Raw genomic sequence first — 20,209 nt, 5'->3', positions numbered from 1 at the left:
ATTTGAGGAAACTTACCGCTAAGTTTCCTCTTTTTATAAAGGCCTATCATGATTCTCTGCATCACCCATTCTCAGGATTTTTATACGGTTGATCTGTTCTTTGAGTATCTGTCTTCGAAGAATATTTCTTTTTACAGGCTCAATTCTGATCAGCTTAATCACAGTCAGAAGATCAATGTCAGTCCGAATTCTTTTACCATTACTGACCATACCGGAAATACTGTACATTCAAAAGACATCAAAGCAGTCTGGCACCGCAAAGCATGGAGGGTGAAGCCGCCAGAAGATCTTGATGAAAGTTTCAGCGATATTTTTATCAGTGAATATGAAACACTCAAAACCAACCTTTTCAGTCTTTTGGAACACCTTCCGTGGATCAATCCTTTAGAAAACGAAAAAAAGATTGATGCCAACAAAATGCTTCAGCTCAGCATAGCAGAAAGAAATGGCTTAAAGATTCCGGAAACACTTTTCTCGAACGATGAAGTTCAAATTCGAAATTTTTTGAATGAAAAATGCAACGGTAAAGCTGTTGCCAAGCTGCATGGCGTTTTGTCTAAAAGTATGAGTGGAGAAAATATGGTTTCCACAGTGATCATTGATCAGTCGAATATTGAAAATCTTTCGGATGTCGTTTTTAGCCCTATGATTTTTCAGCCGTATATTGAAAAAGAGTATGAACTCAGAATTGTGTATCTTGATGGTGAGTTTTTTGCAGGGAAAATCAACAACAGTGAAAATACCGACTGGCGTGTTACTCAGGAAAATTATTTCTGGTCTGTTGATCAGCTTCCTCAGGAAATCAAAATGAATCTCACTTCGATGATGAAAGAGATGGGACTGTATTTTGGTGCCATCGATATGATCAAAAGTACAGATGGAGGGTATTATTTTCTTGAAGTCAATCCACAGGGAGAGTGGGGAATGCTGCAGAAAGAACTCGGATTTCCTGTTGCCGAAAGAATCGCCGATCATCTTTTAAAAAGAATAGAAGACCATGAAGAATAAAATTTTAATTATAACCCATACCGAAGATAATTTCTCAATCGATAAAGTCACGGAATATATCGAAGCAAACGGTTTCGAGGTGATCCGTTTTGATGTTGACCTTTATCCTTTACACAATAAACTCAGCACAGGCTACCAAAATGGAAACTGGGAAAGCTTTCTGGAAAATGCTGATGGAAAATTCCGTCTTGATGACATCGCCACCGTTTGGTACAGACGTGCCTACAATATCGGAAATGGACTGAAAGAGGAACTTGAAGGTAAATTTTTCGGCGCTGCCATGGGCGAAATCAGAAATACACTTTTCGGGTTTCTGGAATCTCTGAATTGCTATTCTCTCGGAAAACCGAGTGTTTACAGAAGACTGGACAGCAAAGAAGAACAGTTGAAAATAGCTTCTAAAATTGGTTTTAAAATTCCTGAAACCTGCATCACCAATAATCCCGACGAAGCCAGAGTATTTATTGCCGAAAACAAAGAGGTGATCACCAAGATGCAGACCGGTTTCGCGATCTACGAAGATGGTGTGGAAAACGTGGTTTTTACCAATCTGATCAATGAAGATAAGCTGGAAGAGCTTGACGGACTGATCTACTGTCCGATGCAGTTTCAGAAGAAAATAGAAAAGAAAAAAGAACTCCGGGTAACGGTTGTAGGTCAGGATATTTACACTTTTGAAATCGACTCTCAGCAGTCTGAAGATGCGAAAGTGGACTGGCGGAAGGACGGCGTCAATCTTTTACAGAAATGGGTTCAAACTGATCTTCCGTCCGAAATCGAAAATAAAATCATCAGATTGCTCGATGTGTACAATGTTGATTACGGAGCAATTGATATTATTGTGTCGCCCGAAGATGAATATTATTTCATAGAAATCAATGCTGCCGGAGAATTTTTCTGGCTCGATAATTTAACCGGAGGCAATCTGATCTCAAAAAGCATTGCCGATTTGCTGTGTGACAAAGCGCAAAGACGAGACAATACAGTTCTAATCTAAATTGACGTGGCAAAAATTACCTACTACAGACAGCTGGATTCGATGGACTGCGGACCAACCTGTCTCAGGATAATTACTCGGTATTTCGGTAAAAAGTTTTCCTGCGAATACCTGCGGCTGATTACGTTTCAGTCGAGAACGGGCGTGAGTTTTCATGATCTGATTGCCGCATCGCAGGAATTGCATCTGGAAACTTTGGCAGTCGAAATCAGCTTCGAAAAACTGATGTCTGAAGCACCCAAACCGTGCATTCTTCACTGGAAAAACGATCATTTTGTTGTTCTCGTTCCTCAGGAAATATCAGGAAAAATTACGGTAGCCGATCCAGAATATGGCAGACTTGAGCTTAGTGAAGAAGAATTTAAAGAAAACTGGCTTCAGGAAAACAGTACGGGAAAAGTGCTTCTTTTTGAAACTACTGAAGCTTTTTTTCAGAAAAATGAAGATTATTCTGTAAACGGATTTAAGTTTCTTTTTAAATATTTAAAGCCTCACCGCAAAGCTCTTATTTTTCTTCTTTTTACTTTGGTGATTACGAGTGTGATCACGCTTATTTTTCCGTTTCTCACACAGAATTTGGTTGATAAAGCCATTAAATTTAAAGATAAAAATCTTGTTTTAATGATTGTCGGCGCCCAGATTGTGCTCTTTCTCGGAAACAGTTTTATGGATCTGATCCGGAGCTGGATTATGCTGAAAGTCAATACAAAAGTCAACATCAGACTCATCAGCGATTTTATTGGCAAACTGATCCGTCTGCCGGTGGCGTATTTTGAGTCGAAAAGAGTAGGAGACATTCAGCAGCGTATTTTAGACCATCAAAGAATAAGTTCGTTTCTGTCAACCAATACTTTGGCAATTCTTTTTTCATTTATCAATCTTCTGGTTTTCTCAGTTGTGCTCGGAACGTACAATCTCATTATCCTGATTTTGTTTTTCACATTCAGTTTTTTATCGGTTGTCTGGATTTTCATTTTTTTAAATAAAAGAAAAGTTTTAGACCAGAAAGAATTTATTCTCAACAGCCAGAATCAGAATATTTTAAATGAAATGGTTTTGGGAATGGCTGAGATTAAAATCAATCAGTCTGAAAACTTTCAGCAGGCAAAATGGGAAGATGTACAGCAAGAACTCTTTGAGCGGAACAAAAAAGCACTGAAACTTTCACAGTATCAGATGATCGGATCGGGTTTTATTTCTCAGCTTAAAAATATTCTGATCACCGGATTTTCTGCCTATGCAGTGATCGACGGAGATCTGACGCTCGGGATGATGCTTGCAATCAGTTTTATTGTGGGTCAGATGAATTCGCCTTTTGATCAGCTTTTATACGTTATTCAAATCACGCAGGATGCCAAATTAAGTCTGGAAAGGATAGCCGAAGTACACACAAAACCTGTAGAAAATATTTTGGAAGAAAGCCGCCAAACGCTTAAGAATGAAGACCTCGTTCTCGAAAATGTAGATTTCGGATTTGGAGATTTTCAGATTTTGAACAATTTAAATGTAAAAATTCCGAAAGGCAAAATCACGGCAATTGTCGGCGAAAGCGGTAGCGGAAAAACAACATTATTCAAACTTTTGCTGAGGTTTTACGAGCCTGATCAGGGATCGATCACTTACGGTAACCAAAATCTATCTGAAATTCCTCTTGCTGAGTGGCGTGAAACCACTGGAACAGTAATGCAGGAAGGCTTTATCTTCTCAGACACGATCCGCAAAAACATCACGCTGAAAAGTAATAATATTGATGAAAACCTGCTGACTTATGCTGTAAAAGTTGCAAATTTGCAGAAATTTGTACAGAAGTATCCTCAGGGTCTGGATACTTTGGTGGGAAACGACGGAATAAACTTGAGCACAGGGCAGAAGCAGCGCATTTTAATTGCCCGCTCTGTCTACAGAAATCCTGATGTTTTTCTTTTGGATGAGGCCACAAGCGCACTCGATTCCCGAAATGAGAAAGAAATTATGGAGAATCTTTTTGAGTTTTTCAAAGGACGGACGGTCATCATCATCGCACACCGTCTGAGTACCATCAAAAATGCAGATCAGATTCTGGTACTTCACAACGGCGAATTTGTAGAAAGCGGAAATCATCAGGAACTTTTGAACCGTAAAAAATATTATCATAACTTAGTCAACAATCAAGTAGGAATATAGTTTCATGGTTTTTGTAACAGGAGCAACAGGAATTTTAGGCAGAGTCATCGTTTTGGAACTTTTAAAAAAGGGAAAACACGTGCGCGCAGCTAAAAGATCTCAAAGCAATATTGATGAAGTAAAGCATTCTTTTCAGTTTTATACAGAGAATTCCGGTTCGTTTTTCGACAGAATAGAATGGGTAGACATTGATTTTAATGATATTCATTCTCTTGAATCTGCACTGCAAAACGTGGATGAGGTCTATCACTGTGCGGCGAAAGTAAGTTTCAGACCTCAGGATGAAAAAGAACTGTACAGCACCAATATAGAAGGCACAAAACAGCTGCTGTACGCTTGTGAAAACTCAGGTGTCCAAAAGTTTCTTCATGTAAGTTCGATTGCCGTTCTGGATAGTTTTAATGAAAAAGGTGAACTGGATGAAGAGTCAGATTTTAATCCTAAAATAGAACATTCTGCCTACGCCATCTCAAAACATCTTTCTGAAATGGAAGTCTGGAGAGCTTCTGCAGAAGGTTTAAATACCATCATTATCAATCCGGGAATGATTATCGGAACCGGAAACTGGGGCAACAGCAGCGGAGATATTTTCCCAACTTTTGAGAATAACAATTTTACTTTTTCCGGCGGCGCAAATTATGTTGATGTGAGAGATGTTGCTAATATTGCCCTGCAATTAATGGAAAAAGAAGTTTTCGGACAAAGATTTATTTTAATTTCTGAAAATAAACGGTACGCCGAAATAGGAAAGCAAATCCGTTCAAAATTAAATTTAAAGGAACTTAAAATTTTACCCAAGTCAATACTGAATATCGGAAGAGTTTTTAACATTCTCTTTGGCTGGCTGATTCCTGCACTGAAGATTGTCAATAAAACCAATATTGAGTCGATTACAACGTTTACCAGGATTTCAAATCAAAAAATTAAAGAAGAGATTGATTTTCAGTTTATTCCGGTATCGGAAAGTATTGATTTTCATTTAAATAATTATATCAACGACAAAAAGCTGACAAATAAATGAATCTTGCAGAGGCAATCATCAGAAAAAATGTAGAAAAGCATCCTTTAAAATCAGCAATTGGCTTTAAGAAAAAAGATGGCAAGTGGAAAGAATTAAGCTGGAATAAATTCAGCGAAATTATTTTTAAAACGGCCAACGCTTTAAAAGAATCAGGAATTTCTGAAAATGATAAAGTCGCTATTTATGCCGATAATTCTGCAGAATGGATGATTTTTGATTTGGCTATATTGTCGATTGGAGCGATTACCGTTCCGATTTATTCAACCAATAATACCGAGCAGGCGGAATTTATTTTAAAAGATTCAGGTGCAAAATCGGTTTTGGTTGGCAGTCAGGCTCAATATGATTCATGTCTTGAGATTTTAAAAAAAGAAAGTACAGATTTAAAATCAATCATCATTTCCAAGAAAGCGGTCTGGATCAAGAAAGAATTCAGCAGTTTTTATCTGGAAGATTTTATTGCGAAGTCATCAGCTGAATTTCAGTTTTCAGAAAAAAAGGAAGACGATACCGCAACCATAATTTACACATCAGGAACAACGGGAAATCCCAAAGGAGTAATGCTTCCTCACACCAATTTCATCAAAATATGTGATGCCCATTTTGAATTTTTTAAGTTTAAAAATTTCGAAGATGAAGTTTCACTGGCGTTTTTACCTTTAACTCATGTTTTCGAAAGAAGCTGGAGTTTACTGTGTCTGTACGGCGGCGCCAGAGTTTATTTTTTAGAAGATTCTAAAGATATTGCCAAAGCTTTGGTTGAGGTAAAACCAACGATGATGTGCGTTGTTCCGAGGTTTTTGCAGAAAGTATATGCAGGAGTTTTAGAAAAAGCAGAAGAGGGTTCATCTTTAAAAAAGAAAATCTTCAACTGGGCGTTGGAAACTGGAAAAGAAACCGCAGAATTTAAAAGAACAGAAAAATCAATTCCTTTCGGTTTAAAAGCTAAGGAAACCGTTGCAGATTTACTGGTTTTCAGTAAGATTAAAGAGAAACTGGGCGGAAGACTTTGGTTTATTCCGTGTGGTGGAGCGTCTCTGTCGCCGGAAGTCACTCAGTTTTTTGAATCGGTCGACATTCACGTTACGGTTGGATATGGATTAACAGAAACTACCGCAACTTTAACAGCTTTTCCACTGACTAATTTTGAACACGGTAGTTGCGGAAAGCCTTTACCAGGCGTAGAACTTCGCATAGGCAATCATGATGAAATTCAGGCCAAAGGAAACGGAATTATGAAAGGTTATTACAACCGACCTGAAGAAACCGAAAAAGTTTTCACACAAGATGGTTGGTTTAAAACCGGCGACGCAGGAAAATTTGATGAAAACGGAAATCTTTTTATTACCGACCGGATTAAGGATTTAATGAAAACTTCCAACGGAAAATATATCGCTCCGCAAATGATTGAAAATCTTCTCACCAACAATAATTATATCAGTCAGATAACTTTAATTGCCGAAGGACGACAGTTTGTTTCAGCTTTGATTGTTCCAAATTTTGAGTTTTTAAAGGATTATTTAAGTAAGAAAAACATTCCATTTACCAGCTGGGAGGATATTGTAAAAAAGAAAGAAATTATTGATTTCTACAAAGAAAAAATAAACGAGTTACAGCATCAGGTTTCAGATTTTGAAAAAGTGAAAAAGTTTACGCTGATGCCTTCAGAATTTGAAATCAGCAGTGGAGAAATAACGCCAACTTTGAAAGTAAAAAGAAATGTGGTGATGAAGAAGTACGCTGATCTGATTGAGGAGATGTATTAAATTAAGGTTGAGGTTAAGGTTGAGGATGAGTCTTGAAGGCTTGTTGACGACCAGCATTTGGTGAAGCCCAATGAATCTGAAAATCTCAATTAAATATCAGCCCTGAAAGGGCGTAATCTATTTCAAAACCATAATTTCAAATGATTTTAAAACGGTTAAAAATTTATTTTAAACTATGACAACAAACGATTTTTTAGGAACAGGCGAATTTACAATACAGAATAAAACAGTTTCAGAAAGCTGTCCGTCAAATATTGCTTTAATTAAATATTGGGGGAAATACGCCAATCAGATTCCTGCGAATCCGAGCATTAGTTTTACTTTAAATCACTGTAAAACCAACACGGAGATGGAGTTTCTGGCCAACGAACCCTTTTCTGTTCAGACATTTTTAGCAGGAAATGAAGAAGTGAAATTTGCCGAAAAAATTGAAAAATACTTCAAAAGTATTGAGCAGTATTTGCCTTGGATTTTAGAAGGAAAATACATTATCAGAACAGAAAATACGTTTCCTCACAGCTCGGGGATTGCCAGTTCAGCTTCAGGTTTTGGAGCAATCGCAAAATGTCTGATGAGTTTAGATGAGCAGTTTTCAATTGAAAATTCAGAATCATCAATGATCAATGATCAGTCATCATCCATCCTAAAAAAAGCCTCTTTTTTAGCAAGATTGGGGAGCGGAAGTGCATGCAGAAGTCTGTACAACGGATTGGTTGTCTGGGGCGAATCTAATGAGGTGGAAGGAAGCTCGGATCTGTTCGCAGTGAAATATTCTGATGACGAAATTCATCCTGTTTTTAAAGACTTTAACGATTGGGTTTTATTGATTCATGAGGGCGTAAAAAGCGTTTCTTCTACTGTCGGTCATGGTTTAATGAATACGAATCCGTATGCTGAAAGAAGATTTCAGGAAGCGAGAGAGAATTTTGTTCCGATGAAAGAAATTCTAAAATCTGGAAACATATATGAGTTTATCAAATTGGTCGAGCACGAAGCTTTAACCCTTCACGCAATGATGATGATGAGCGATCCTGCCTTTATCTTAATGAAAACAGGAACTTTGGAAGTCATCAATAAAATCTGGGATTTCAGAAGAGAAACCAATCTGCCTTTATTCTTTACGCTGGATGCAGGTGCCAATGTTCATTTGCTTTTCCCGAACGACGGTTCAGAAGAACAGATCAAATCTTTTATTGAATCTGAATTGCTGCAACACACCCAGAAAAATGGAGTGGTGAAGGATGTGATGAAGTGGTAGGCTTAAAACAAATTTCTTACTAAAGAATTGAAATATCCTGAATAATATTGGAGCGGACTTTAGTCCGCTTTCATTTTTTGTAGTACAAATAAGTTTTCGACTAACTTGAGCTAACTTATACGGCTGGTTAATAAATTTTCTCATCAAAACATTTAAGGTGTATCAAACTAAATGATTCAATTTAAATTATGGTTTAACAGCTTTACATGCCCTATGAAGTTGATATTTAACTATTTATTGTGATTTGACTAAATTTTTTTGGCATTGATGTTGAAACTATGTAACTACAAGTTTATACAAAATGAAAAAATTATTTATCACAGCATTACTTCTTGGAACTTTCAGTTTGGGATATGCGCAGTCAGATTATTACAATGATTACAGAAGAAGTGTAACAGATGTCAACTGGCAGACTGTGGTTTCAGATCTGTTATTATCAGCAACACAAGCGAATGAAATTAACGCTCTGAATAACAGATACAATGACTACGATGGCTGGAACAGGGTATATTCAAATCAGCCCGACAGATGGTCTACAGACAGATATTCTGAACTGGAGAGAATCATGGGAAGAGATAAATATACAAAATTTAAAACCAAATATTACAAAGGAAAAAATCCTGTAGCTGTCTACAACAGTAACAAAAACAATGATAAGCGTTATAAGCATATGAACAAAAAAGCAAAGGCTCATAAAGTCTATAAAACTAAAGGAAATAAGCGGTAATCTGGCTTATAAAATAGTTGAAATTAAGAATGGCTGTGCGAAAGTGCAGTCATTTTTTGTTCTGTAATTCTGAATAGTTTTATCGCGCTATTTAATTTTAAATTAATTTTTATCAAACTATAATTCTTACTTATCCGTATGGATAATAAGTTAGGTTATTTTATATCAAAATAATATCTAATTTTAAACCTTAAGAAATTAGATCACAATGAAAATTATATTTGCACTCACATTATTTCTCGGAAGCCTATCATTCGCACAGCAAACCTCAAATTCGGAGATCGAAAAACCAATCAGGAATTTATTTCTCGCCATGAAAAATGCAGATTCAGAATTGTTGAAAACGGTTTTTGCTGATGCCGCCATTCTTCAAACCATTACAAAAGATGGTGTGAAAACTGAAAACATCAATGATTTTGTTTCATCCATTTCCAAAATGAAAAAAGATGATCTGGACGAAAGAATTTCGATCGAAGGCATTCATACAGACGGAAATCTGGCAAGCGTTTTTACACCGTATTCCTTTTATTTTAAAGGAAAATTTTCGCATTGCGGCGCCAACAGTTTTCAACTTGTAAAACAAAACGGAGACTGGAAAATTCAGTACTTAATTGATACGAGAAGGAAAGATAACTGTAAGGAATTAAATTAATTTTTCTCTAAAATAGAAAAGAACACGCAAATAAATCTGCGTGTTCTTCTGTTTTATAATACTTCGGGAAATCCGAAAAAATTCGGTTAATTCGTATTAAATCCCATCGATAATTTCATTTAAAACAGTACTTGGTCTCATAGCCTCATACGTTTTGTAAGTGTCAGTTTTGAAGTAACCGTCAATATTTTGAGGCTTACCTTGAGCACCGATCAATTCAGAATTAATTACATCTTCGCTTTCCTGCAGCGCTTCTGCAACCGGAGCAAACTGCTCAGCCAGTTCAGCATCAGCAGTTTGGTTAGCCAAAGCTTCCGCCCAGTACATTGCCAGATAGAAGTGAGAACCTCTGTTGTCGATCTGTCCAACTTTTCTTGCAGGAGATTTGTCGGTTGCTAAAAATTTAGCATTTGCCTCATCGAGTGCATCTGCCAATACCTGAGCTTTTGTATTGCCCTGAGTCTGTGCCAAATGCTCTAAAGATGCCTGTAAAGCCAGGAATTCACCTAAAGAATCCCATCTTAAATAACCTTCTTCGATGAACTGTTCAACGTGTTTCGGAGCAGAACCACCGGCACCTGTTTCAAACAAACCACCACCATTCATCAACGGAACGATAGAAAGCATTTTAGCAGAAGTTCCAAGTTCTAAGATTGGGAAAAGGTCAGTAAGATAATCTCTCAATACGTTTCCTGAAACAGAAATGGTATCTTTTCCTTCTCTTGCTCTTTTTAAAGTTTCGGTCATTGCGTCTTTTACATCAAGAATTTTGATGTCTAATCCGTTCGTATCGTGATCAGCCAAATATTTTTCAACTTTTTTGATCATTTCTCTGTCGTGAGCTCTTCCTTTATCCAACCAGAAAATCGCAGGAGTGTCAGAAAGTTTTGCTCTGTTTACCGCGAGTTTTACCCAGTCCTGAATCGGAGCATCTTTAGTCTGACACATTCTGAAGATATCTCCGGTTTCAACTTTCTGAGAAAGAAGAACGTTTCCGTTTTCGTCCTGAACTTCAACCGTTCCTTCAGCTGTAGCCTGGAAAGTTTTGTCGTGAGAACCATATTCTTCAGCTTTTTGAGCCATTAAACCAACGTTTGGAACAGAACCCATTGTAGTAGGATCTAATTTTCCGTGCGCTTTCATATCATCAATTACAGACTGATAGAAACCTGCGTAAGAACGGTCCGGAATGATACAAACTGTATCTTCTTCTTTACCTTCTTTGTTCCACATTTTTCCTCCACCTCTTACCAAGGCAGCCATAGAAGCATCAACGATAATGTCGGAAGGAACGTGGAAGTTGGTAATTCCTTTGTCAGAATTAACCATTGCCACTCTTGGTCCGTTTGCCAAAGCAGTTTCGATATCCGCTTTTATTTCAGCTTCCTGAGCGTTTCCTTTGATTTTATCGAAAAGATCAGCTAAACCGTTGTTTGGATTAACATCTAAAGAATCAAAAGTCTCAGCATATTTAGCGAATACATCTTTGAAGAAAGTCTCAACGATCGCTCCGAATACGATTGGATCAGAGATTTTCATCATCGTCGCTTTCAGGTGAGCAGAAAGAAGTACGTTTCTGTTTTTAGCTTCTTCAATTGCTTCCTGTACGAAAGATTTTAAAGAATTTAAATTCATTACCGACGAATCGATTACTTCACCGGCCTGAAGACCTGCGAAATCTTTTAATAAAGATTCTGCACCGTCATTACCTTTGAAAACGATTTTATATTTTGTAGCATTCTCAAGCGTAGTTGAAGTTTCAGTTCCGTAGAAATCTCCGCTGTTCATGTGAGCCACGTCAGTTTTGCTGTCTGATGCCCAGTCACCCATTCTGTGAGGGTTCGCTTTTGCGTAGTTTTTAACGGCTTTCGGAGCACGTCTGTCAGAATTTCCTTCTCTCAATACCGGGTTTACAGCACTTCCCAAAACTTTTGCATACTTAGCTTTGATTGCTTTTTCCTCGTCATTTTTCGGTTCTGCCGGATAGTTTGGAACTGCGAAACCTTTAGCCTGTAACTCAGCGATTGCAGCATCCAGTTGGGGAGCAGAAGCAGAGATGTTTGGTAATTTGATAATGTTTGCATCAGGCTGAGTAGCCAGTTCTCCCAATTGAGCCAATGCATCAACGATCTTTTGATCATCTTTCAAAAACTCAGGGAAGTTGGCTAAAATTCTTCCTGCCAAAGAAATATCCGGAACAGCGATTTCAATGTTTGCCGGTTTTGTAAAAGCTTTCACAATCGGTAAAAACGAGTGCGTTGCCAACATTGGAGCTTCGTCTGTAAGCGTGTAATAGATTTTTGATTTTTCTGACATTATAATGTTAGTTTATTGTTTGATTTTTAAGACAGACAAATTTAAGTATTTTTATTCTTAAAGCTTTTCTGATTTTAAATTTTCTTGGCTTAAAAACGATAATCACTGTAGATAATTGATGATTTAGATGCACAATTCAGAATGCTGTTCGAAATCTTAAATCAAATAACTGCCATTAAAGTGTTTGATTCAGTTTGAACCTTTTAAATTATCTTTAAATCAATCATATTTGAATATTATTAATATTTTATGAAACTTATTAAATGCCTTTTGTTAATTGTTTTCAAATCATTTCCATGATCATAAAATATCTTCTGATATATCTTTAAATCTACATAAATGAAGTATTTTACTTTGTTTCTTTTGGAATAATTCTTGATCAGAATTTTTCTTTTTTAAATCAAAATCACATCGCGAATTTTTTAACGATAATTAAATTTTAATTAAAAACTGACACCTGCTTTTTGATTATTAAAATATTGTTTGCTTTTTTGAACTTATTTTTATGAAAAAATTTTTCACTCTTCTTTCATCTGCTGTTTTTTCTGCTTCCATGTTTTCGCAGGTGGGAATACAGACCAGTCAGGTAGCACCATCCGCCATTCTGGAAATTAGTACTAACGATCTTGCTGTCGGCAATAAAAAAGGTTTTCTTCCGCCCAGAGTTGCTTTGGCCGGAAACAGAGACACTACAACAATTCCGTCTCCGGCAGTCGGTTTATTTGTTTACAACACTGCGAATGGAGGAACTTTCCCCAATAACGTCATTGCCAACAGATACTATTACTGGAACGGTACCATCTGGACAGATCTTGCAGTGACTTCTTCGCTGACTGGTTATCTGGCCGACCGAATTCTCAGCCTCAACAGTACCTCAACTCAGACTTTCACTTATGCAGGCATCAATGCTACGAGTTCTGCCAACGGCGGCATTCCCGTGAGTTTTGCTGATGGTGATATTGTAACCAATACCGGAGCTATTGCATCAAAGTCGGGAGATAATAATTTTGTAATAAGCATTACCGGTTTGTATGAGGTGACTGGTTTTGTAAATTACAATCCCAACAGAACATCCATAGGATCGCCACAAAGAGGCTGCTTTTTGAATTTAAAACTTCAAAGGTCAACCGATAACGGTACAACATGGACCGATATTATCGGAAACCGTACGGCATGGGGTGTACGAGCAGCTAACAGTCTTAAAACCGCAATTCTAAGTTCTACACCTGTTTATCTTACGGCCGGGCAGCAATTGAGGCTGGTGGTACAAAATCCTTTTGAAGGAACAGATACCTCATCACTACACGGAGAAACAACTGTCGGGAGTCCACTTCCCGCAATTACGACAGCAGCGAGAGTTCCGGTTTCCAAAAGTTTAACGATAGTTTTATTAGATTATGATCTGCAGTAAAATAAATTTTAAAAAAGTAATATCTTCTGCTTTTATCCTTATAAGTACTTTAGGGTTTTCACAGAATGTAGGAATCGGAACCGATACTCCTGCAGCTTCAGCGCTTCTGGATATTGATGTCAGTTCACGTGCAGCCAATGATAAAAAAGGAATGTTGATGCCACGAGTTGCTTTATCAAATACTACAGATATTGTGACGGTGGCCAATCCTGCAACGGGACTTTTGGTTTTCAATACAACAGCTTCCGCTACCGATCCTATGATTACTGCAAACACCTATTATTTCTGGAATGGCGTGCGTTGGATGGATCTCGCTACATCTGAAACGATACGTTCCAGAATTTTTCCGCAAATGTTTATTACGGGAAATACAGGAAATCAACTTTTAGACAAGACAGCTTTTAATGCCGGAACTCCTCAGGTTGTAAATTTCAGCAGTACTGCAACCGGAGCGATGAATGTAAATGTGGGAAACAGAGTTTCGCTGGCCAACAATAATTTCAGGATTCTTTCTTCGGGTTATTTTGAGATTGCCGGATATGTAGGATACAATCCCTGGGTTCCGACTACCTGTACTACAGCTGCAACTGAAGGAACCTGTGTTGCCGCACTGGATTTTATAGTTCAGAGATCCACGGACAACGGTGTCACATGGGTACAGATTGCAAAATCAAGTACAATGTGGGGTGTAGGAACAGGAGACAGAAACAGGTCTGTGATTGTAGCACCATTTACCATTCTTCTCAATCAGAATGATCTTGTGAGAGCGGTTGTGGCTAAAGGTTCGGCGGCCAATCACGGAACGACGGGCAATAGCTTAAACATAGAGTCGGGTACAGGCCTTCAGTACTCACGACTGTTGAGATTACAGAAAATCAATTAATCCGAAACAAAATGAAAAACAGCATTATCATATTAATTTCAGCATTGTTGGGTGTGAGCAGTCTTTCGGCTCAGGTAGGCATCGGAACTACTTCGCCAAATTCTTCAGCGGCACTTGATGTATTTTCCTCCAATAAAGGAATTTTATTGCCAAGACTCAATCTTTCAGGTAGAAATGATGCAGCGACAATCTCTGCTCCCACCAATGGACTGATTGCTTTTAATCTTGCAGCAGCCGGCACAACTCCAAATGCAGTGCTCGCGAATTCACTTTATTTCAGACAGAATAATATCTGGCAGAAGTTTGCCTCTGCTACAGAACTTGCCAATTTAGCATTTTCAAGTCAGTACGTATTGGAATCTTTTACCCAGCAACCTTTCACTACAACACAGCTTACGGCTGTCAACAGTTCGGATACATCAGATATCCCTGTGACGTGGACGGCGGCAGATATTTATCTGGATAATACAGATGATGTAGAACTTTCTACAGCTCAGGATTTCAGAGTACTGACTACAGGGCAATACCGTATTCTCGCAAATTTCACTTTTAACCCGAGAAGAAATGTAACTGCCAACAATTCTAATTACACGGCGGTTGCATTTACGGTAATGAAATCGACAGATAACGGTACAGTGTGGACAGCCGTTGCGGGAACAGCCATGCCTTTTGACAATGCTGCTTCCAATGAAGTGCAGACCATCATTATTCCTCGGACAATTCTCAGTTTTAATCAAAATGATCTGATTCGGATAGTAATGACAAAGCCCGGCGGCGGCGCTACTCCGAATTACGGAACGGGTTCCGGAGTCATGTCTAAAGCATCTAATGATATCACCAAACTCATTAGAATCAGAAAAATTAATTAAGCTTTTACTTAAACAATCAAAAACTCAGCGGCGATGCTGAGTTTTTGATTTTTGAGATTCATAACTTCTGTTATGATGACTTTTAATTTCAGATCGTTTCATAAAAAAGAGGCGATTGCCTGTTTAAATTATATTTGTGTAATTGTATAAGTTCCTGTTGCATCAAAATTAATACTAAATTCAATTTTATAGTTTTTAGGCGTGGAAGTTACATTGGGAAAATGAATATTGTCACCATTTATATCGAAAGATCCATCGTTTAAATTATCACCAATAAATTCAGGGTTTATTCCTTGGTCTGCAAGTTTCAGATAGAAATAATCGCCATTATTTGTTGATATCCCATTTACAATTATCGTAAACTTTCCAGTTGAGGTATTATAAGTTGTAGTTGTAGTAGGAGTTGCAGTTGTAATGGACGTGAATTGGATTTTAGGCACAAAATTTTCAAAATTTGCCCCTATTGTTGTTGTGCTATTATATCCTACATAAATTTGATAAAATCCATTAGAGGAAACATTGTAGCTCGCTCCATTTGGACTAATCGAGCCATAAGAATCTGATCCATAACTTTGTGCACCATTAGCCGGTGAAGCCAGAAATTTCACTTGTGTATTTGCTTGCAGATATTTATATCCTATTTTGGTGATACCGTTACCTCTCATTAGTTCAGCGGTAGATGAGTTGAAAGAATTATATGAGCCATACATATAAAAATTTGATGGCAAGTTATTACCGGAGGTATTCGTATTTGTTGGCAAACTCAAAGTACCTGAATCACTCACTCCTAAAGTGTAACTCGTTCCGTTAGGTGAGGTAAGTGTAATTCCCTGACCCGCACCAGTCACAACAGTTTTACTCACTTGTGCATAAGGAACGCTTAATAATTGGTTTACTCCAACATTAGTGTAGTTTGAGCCACCCAGCGGATCCATTTCAACTTTCACAAATTTCGTGTTTGTACCCCAGTTGATTCCTCCAAATGTACCTACAGTTGCTGTTCCCTGCCCGATATTAAGGTTAACCAACCCCTTAGCATTGGTCGTTTTGGTTTGTGTTTCAGTATATAATACAGTTCCTGTAGCAGAATTCTCAAGGATGCTGATTTTTAATGAAACGTTTCCGTTTGCAATCGGAGCTCCAGCTGAGTTAAATGCAATGGTTTGGTAACTGAACGCTTGTGGTACCTGTGCGCTAACTAATGATGCGATAAATAATCCTAAAGTGATATAGAGTTTTTTCATTTTTTTCAAAATATTTTAATGTTTTTTAATAATTTTAATTGCTTTGATGTCGGTGTTTTTGAATTTAATCATATAATTTCCCTCTTTCAAATGACGAAGATCAAGTTTTTCGGAGTCGATTTTTCCTTTTAATACTATTCTTCCTGCGATGTCATAAATTTCAAATTCATGAACTTTAGTTTTAGATTCAAGTTTAATGTAGATAAAATCTGCAGTGGGATTGGGATAAACCTTAATATTGTCTTTCACAGCCTCACTGATTCCCAAAAGCTGAACGGTTGTTGACTGCAAGAGACCCATAGTTCCGGAAGCTGCGTCATCGGGATTGCTGGGAATCACATATATCTCACCAACCGAATGGGCGAGATCGTTCCCGGATAATGCACCGGAATTAATGCTTCCAATAGCCGATTGGCTGAATCCTAATACAGGAATTGCAAACATTAAAAATGTAATTTTTCTTTCCATTATTTATTTGTTTAAAAAAGTTCGTGAATATAATTCTTTTTTTTAATTCTCAAACATGCGTGAAAACACAATCTGAAAATTTGATCCAGTTATAACAATCAACAGGTATTTTCACTTGAAATAGTGAATAAGCTTTTGTTTAATCTGATATCTCACATTTAGTTTTGATGAGGTTTTCTTAATATTTTAATATACAGCGGCAAGAGTAGATCTTTCTGCATAACGATAAGGTACTTTTCTTATATTTGTTTAAAATTAATTCTAAGTTATATGAAAAAAATTCTTCTTACATTCTTAATTGGTCTTTTCAGTATTTCGTTTGTATGTGCTCAGGAAAGTGCAGACGTTGTAATGTCTAAAGCTTTAACACAAGCGAAAAAAGAAAAGAAAAAAGTGCTTCTCATTTTTCATGCCTCGTGGTGTGGATGGTGCAAAAAGATGGATAAAAATCTTCAGAAACCCGAAGTTGAACCTTATTTTAACAGCAATTTTGTCACAACTCATTTGACTTTAATGGAATCTCCAAACAGGAAAAATCTTGAGAATGAAGGAGGTGAAAAAGTTTTGAAAAAATATGGTGGCAGTGAAGATCAGGGAATTCCGTTTTGGGTAATTATAAATGCAAACGGGGAAATGGAAGAAAATTCACTTGATGAAAAAAAGGAAAATATCGGTTGTCCTTCTGCCCCCGAAGAAGTAGAAAGTTTCATTAAAAAACTGGCAAAAACAACCAAATTGAAAAAGGACGAATTAGAGAAAATCAAAACTGCTTTTGCTGCAAAAAACTAAAAAAATATACTTAATATTTATTTTATTTAGAACTACGTGATGCCGTAATTTTTATTGAAAAAGGTTGTTTAGATTTGAAAAAAAACATTGGTCCACAGACAATATTTGTTTTAAAATCATAAACAATAACCCTAAAATTTCAATTATGGAAACAGATTTAAAATTAAAACTGGAACAACTTCATCAGAGAGTTGATGCTCTAAAAGATCAGATCAATACAGAGGAGGCTACAAAAAATGCTTTTGTGATGCCGTTTATTCAGATTATCGGATATGATATTTTTAACCCGACAGAAGTAATTCCGGAATTTATCTGTGATATCGGAACCAAAAAAGGCGAAAAAATAGACTATGTTATTAAAAAAGATGACGAACCCATTTTAATTATAGAATGCAAACACTGGAAAGAGAAGGTAGACGCACATAATTCTCAACTGCATCGTTATTATCACGTATCCAAATCAAGATTTGGTGTATTAACGAATGGCCATCAATATAATTTTTATGCAGATCTGGAAAAGCCTAATATCATGGACGAGAAACCGTTTTTCACTTTAGATTTAGCTAATTTAAAAGATTCCAGTTTAAAAATACTGGAAAAATTCTCAAAGAACGGTTATAATTTAGAAGGAATTTTAGACTCTGCAGAATCTTTAAAATACATCAAAGCCATCCGTAATGAGTTTGAAAAAGAACTGAAAGAACCCTCTGATGAAATGGTAAGAATGTTGGTCAATAGATTTTTTGATAAACCTGTTACGGCTTCCAGATTAGTTTCTTTTAAAGAATACACAAGAAAGGCCTTTTCCAACTCAATAAATGAATCGATTAACTTCAGATTAAAAAATGCTTTGAATATAAATGAGACCATACCTTCAAAAGCCAAAGAAGAAATTACTCCGATTGACGACCCAAAAGACGCTTCAAAAATCATCACAACTGAGGAGGAAGTCGAGGGATCACAAATTGTAAAAGCTATTCTGAGGGAGATTTTGCCTGCATCAAGAATCGCGTTCAGAGATACATTATCGTATTTTGGAATTTTACTGGATGATAATAACCGCAAGCCAATTTGTCGTCTTCATTTTAATTCATCCAATAAATACATTGAACTTTTTCACAACGGCAAAGATAATGGCGAAAAAAAATTAATCGCTTCATTGGAAGATATTTATAATTTTAAAAATGAGCTTTTGGCGACAATGAAGAATTATGAATAATCTATTTTAATAGACAGTCAGCACATGAGAGAAAGTCCGATTTTACTAAATTAAAAATGTGAAGTCTTATTTTTTACAATGTTTCTGTGAGCTCACACCGACATTCCCAATAATTTATTTCTTATTATTATATTTACCGACTCATAATAAAACTGCAAACAAACGATGGAACAGAAATACTTTATTCATGACGGAACAGACAAAAAAGGTCCCTACACGTTAGAAGAACTCAGATTACAGGATGTAAGAAGATATACCCTGATCTGGCACAGTGGCCTCAACAACTGGACGGAAGCAGATAAACTGTATGAACTTAAAAGTCTGTTTGCAATGACGCCGCCACCCATCAATCTTTCAAAGGAAAGACATCAGCCTCCTTCATATCAGCCTCAAAATTATAGTACTAATTATCAAAACGGGAGGATCGAATATCTGAATGACGACACCTTGAAAATACACTACGAAAACGAAATTATCCATTACCGATATGCTAGTTTTGGCGAAAGGCTTGGAGCAAGAATATTAGATGTTTTAATTATCATAATTCCTTCGTGCCTTCTCCCTTTATTTGCGGGATGGCTCTACTATGCGCTCCTGCATTCAAGTAATGATCAGCAGACAATGGGGCAGAAAGTCGTAAACATCAAACTTTTGAGCACAGACGGTATGAAGGTAAATTTTGGACAGTCGACAGGACGTTATTTTGCCAATATCCTGAATAACCTTACACTTTTTATTGGATTTTTGATGTTCTTTTTCAACCGCAGAAATCAATGTCTTCATGATAATCTGGCAAGTACGGTTGTAGTCGCTGAGCTGAGAAGAGAACGTAAATACTAAGATAATTTTATATTTTTAAACCTCAACCTCAACCTCAAATAAAATGAAAGAAGAAAATATCAATAAACTTAATTCCTTATTCTCTAATTTAAAATCAGAAGATCAAAAGCTGAAAGAAAGTCTTGAAAAGAAAAAAAGCGAAGACGATTTATTCATTGAAGGCTTCAGGACTTTATGTAAAAACTTCATAGATCCGAAAATGCAGGAGTTCAGAAGAATGCTTCGTGAGAATGGTTTTGGATGCAAGATTTCTTTTAATGAAGAGATTAAAAACGGGTTGGGAATTAACTCTCAAACCAATATCAAGCTGCAGATTTCAAGGAATGTGGATTCCAATTTTTATGCAAATGACAAGTTTCCGCACATTATGTTTGTGGCTGATAAAAATTTAAAAAGAATTGTCATTCATCAGGACACCATTTTCCAGAACGGTACAGGAACCGCAGCTCTGAAAGAACAGTACTACACGCTCGAGAATCTTTCTGAAGAGGATATTGAAAAAGAAATTCTGAATTCAGTAGAAAATATTCTCGTAAACAGATAAAAAGGAACCTGCGTCGCTGCATGTTTTTTTTTGA

Annotated in this window: 18 protein-coding genes; 15 read left to right on the top strand and 3 right to left on the bottom strand. The window is 36.8% G+C overall.

Features of this window, described 5'->3' with window-relative positions; all coding sequences use genetic code 11:
* Positions 1 to 48: 48 nt before the first annotated feature.
* The 8 genes from IC610_RS06425 to IC610_RS06390 all read left to right on the top strand — a co-directional run bounded on the left by IC610_RS06425 (position 49) and on the right by IC610_RS06390 (position 9,592).
* Positions 49 to 1,008, top strand: coding sequence for an MvdC/MvdD family ATP grasp protein (locus IC610_RS06425; RefSeq protein ID WP_191735729.1), 960 nt, complete (start codon positions 49 to 51; stop codon positions 1,006 to 1,008).
* The gene (locus IC610_RS06420) at positions 998 to 2,005 is read left to right on the top strand and encodes an MvdC/MvdD family ATP grasp protein (RefSeq protein ID WP_191735728.1); all 1,008 of its coding nucleotides are present in this window, start codon (positions 998 to 1,000) and stop codon (positions 2,003 to 2,005) included. Before IC610_RS06425 ends, IC610_RS06420 begins: the two co-directional genes overlap by 11 nt.
* 6 nt (positions 2,006 to 2,011) lie before the next feature.
* Positions 2,012 to 4,168: a peptidase domain-containing ABC transporter gene (locus IC610_RS20175; protein WP_317173367.1), complete on the top strand. Its 2,157-nt coding sequence runs from the start codon at positions 2,012 to 2,014 to the stop codon at positions 4,166 to 4,168.
* Positions 4,169 to 4,172: 4 nt separating this feature from the next.
* On the top strand, positions 4,173 to 5,189 hold the full coding sequence (locus tag IC610_RS06410) for an NAD-dependent epimerase/dehydratase family protein (RefSeq protein WP_191735727.1): 1,017 nt from the start codon (positions 4,173 to 4,175) through the stop codon (positions 5,187 to 5,189).
* Positions 5,186 to 6,955 (top strand): AMP-dependent synthetase/ligase, encoded by a 1,770-nt coding sequence (locus tag IC610_RS06405; RefSeq protein WP_191735726.1) that lies wholly within the window; start codon positions 5,186 to 5,188, stop codon positions 6,953 to 6,955. The genes IC610_RS06410 and IC610_RS06405 overlap by 4 nt, the downstream gene beginning before the upstream one ends.
* A 175-nt stretch (positions 6,956 to 7,130) precedes the next feature.
* Positions 7,131 to 8,213, top strand: coding sequence for a diphosphomevalonate/mevalonate 3,5-bisphosphate decarboxylase family protein (locus tag IC610_RS06400; RefSeq protein WP_191735725.1), 1,083 nt, complete (start codon positions 7,131 to 7,133; stop codon positions 8,211 to 8,213).
* Positions 8,214 to 8,514: 301 nt separating this feature from the next.
* Positions 8,515 to 8,940: a hypothetical protein gene (locus IC610_RS06395; protein ID WP_191735724.1), complete on the top strand. Its 426-nt coding sequence runs from the start codon at positions 8,515 to 8,517 to the stop codon at positions 8,938 to 8,940.
* A 208-nt stretch (positions 8,941 to 9,148) separates the two neighbouring features.
* A complete protein-coding gene (locus IC610_RS06390; RefSeq protein WP_191735723.1) occupies positions 9,149 to 9,592 on the top strand; it encodes a nuclear transport factor 2 family protein in 444 nt (147 codons plus the stop codon).
* 96 nt (positions 9,593 to 9,688) lie between these two features.
* On the opposite strand, the gene IC610_RS06385 is transcribed toward IC610_RS06390, so the two are convergent.
* The gene (locus IC610_RS06385) at positions 9,689 to 11,908 is read right to left on the bottom strand and encodes an NADP-dependent isocitrate dehydrogenase (protein WP_191735722.1); all 2,220 of its coding nucleotides are present in this window, start codon (positions 11,906 to 11,908) and stop codon (positions 9,689 to 9,691) included.
* 505 nt (positions 11,909 to 12,413) lie between these two features.
* Here IC610_RS06385 and IC610_RS06380 point away from each other — a divergent pair.
* From IC610_RS06380 to IC610_RS06370, 3 genes are read left to right on the top strand one after another with little or no spacing between them, the layout of a single operon-like run.
* Positions 12,414 to 13,319: a hypothetical protein gene (locus IC610_RS06380; RefSeq protein WP_191735721.1), complete on the top strand. Its 906-nt coding sequence runs from the start codon at positions 12,414 to 12,416 to the stop codon at positions 13,317 to 13,319.
* Positions 13,306 to 14,202 carry a hypothetical protein gene (locus IC610_RS06375; protein ID WP_191735720.1) on the top strand — a complete coding sequence of 299 codons (897 nt, stop codon included), beginning with the start codon at positions 13,306 to 13,308 and terminating at the stop codon, positions 14,200 to 14,202. Before IC610_RS06380 ends, IC610_RS06375 begins: the two co-directional genes overlap by 14 nt.
* Before the next feature lie 11 nt (positions 14,203 to 14,213).
* Complete coding sequence (locus IC610_RS06370; RefSeq protein ID WP_191735719.1) at positions 14,214 to 15,071, top strand: hypothetical protein; 858 nt, start codon at positions 14,214 to 14,216, stop codon at positions 15,069 to 15,071.
* Between the two features lie 128 nt (positions 15,072 to 15,199).
* On the opposite strand, the gene IC610_RS06365 is transcribed toward IC610_RS06370, so the two are convergent.
* Both IC610_RS06365 and IC610_RS06360 read right to left on the bottom strand, forming a co-directional pair.
* On the bottom strand, positions 15,200 to 16,315 hold the full coding sequence (locus tag IC610_RS06365) for a cadherin repeat domain-containing protein (protein ID WP_191735718.1): 1,116 nt from the start codon (positions 16,313 to 16,315) through the stop codon (positions 15,200 to 15,202).
* A 15-nt stretch (positions 16,316 to 16,330) separates the two neighbouring features.
* Positions 16,331 to 16,783 (bottom strand): T9SS type A sorting domain-containing protein, encoded by a 453-nt coding sequence (locus tag IC610_RS06360; RefSeq protein ID WP_191735717.1) that lies wholly within the window; start codon positions 16,781 to 16,783, stop codon positions 16,331 to 16,333.
* A gap of 270 nt (positions 16,784 to 17,053) precedes the next feature.
* On the opposite strand from IC610_RS06360, the gene IC610_RS06355 reads away from it, so the two are divergent.
* The 4 genes from IC610_RS06355 to IC610_RS06340 all read left to right on the top strand — a co-directional run bounded on the left by IC610_RS06355 (position 17,054) and on the right by IC610_RS06340 (position 20,175).
* Entirely contained in the window at positions 17,054 to 17,572 is a 519-nt protein-coding gene (locus IC610_RS06355; protein WP_191735716.1) for a thioredoxin family protein, read from the top strand.
* 145 nt (positions 17,573 to 17,717) lie between these two features.
* The gene (locus IC610_RS06350) at positions 17,718 to 18,791 is read left to right on the top strand and encodes a type I restriction endonuclease (protein WP_056081166.1); all 1,074 of its coding nucleotides are present in this window, start codon (positions 17,718 to 17,720) and stop codon (positions 18,789 to 18,791) included.
* Between the two features lie 165 nt (positions 18,792 to 18,956).
* Positions 18,957 to 19,631: an RDD family protein gene (locus tag IC610_RS06345; RefSeq protein ID WP_191735715.1), complete on the top strand. Its 675-nt coding sequence runs from the start codon at positions 18,957 to 18,959 to the stop codon at positions 19,629 to 19,631.
* 43 nt (positions 19,632 to 19,674) lie between these two features.
* Positions 19,675 to 20,175 carry a hypothetical protein gene (locus tag IC610_RS06340; protein ID WP_191735714.1) on the top strand — a complete coding sequence of 167 codons (501 nt, stop codon included), beginning with the start codon at positions 19,675 to 19,677 and terminating at the stop codon, positions 20,173 to 20,175.
* Positions 20,176 to 20,209 lie beyond the last annotated feature (34 nt).

Origin of the sequence: Chryseobacterium caseinilyticum (assembly GCF_014837145.1) — a bacterium.
GTDB classification, from domain to species: Bacteria; Bacteroidota; Bacteroidia; order Flavobacteriales; family Weeksellaceae; genus Chryseobacterium; species Chryseobacterium caseinilyticum.
The sequence above is the reverse complement of the archived record's forward strand: the minus strand, read 5'-3'. Positions and strand labels throughout refer to the sequence as shown.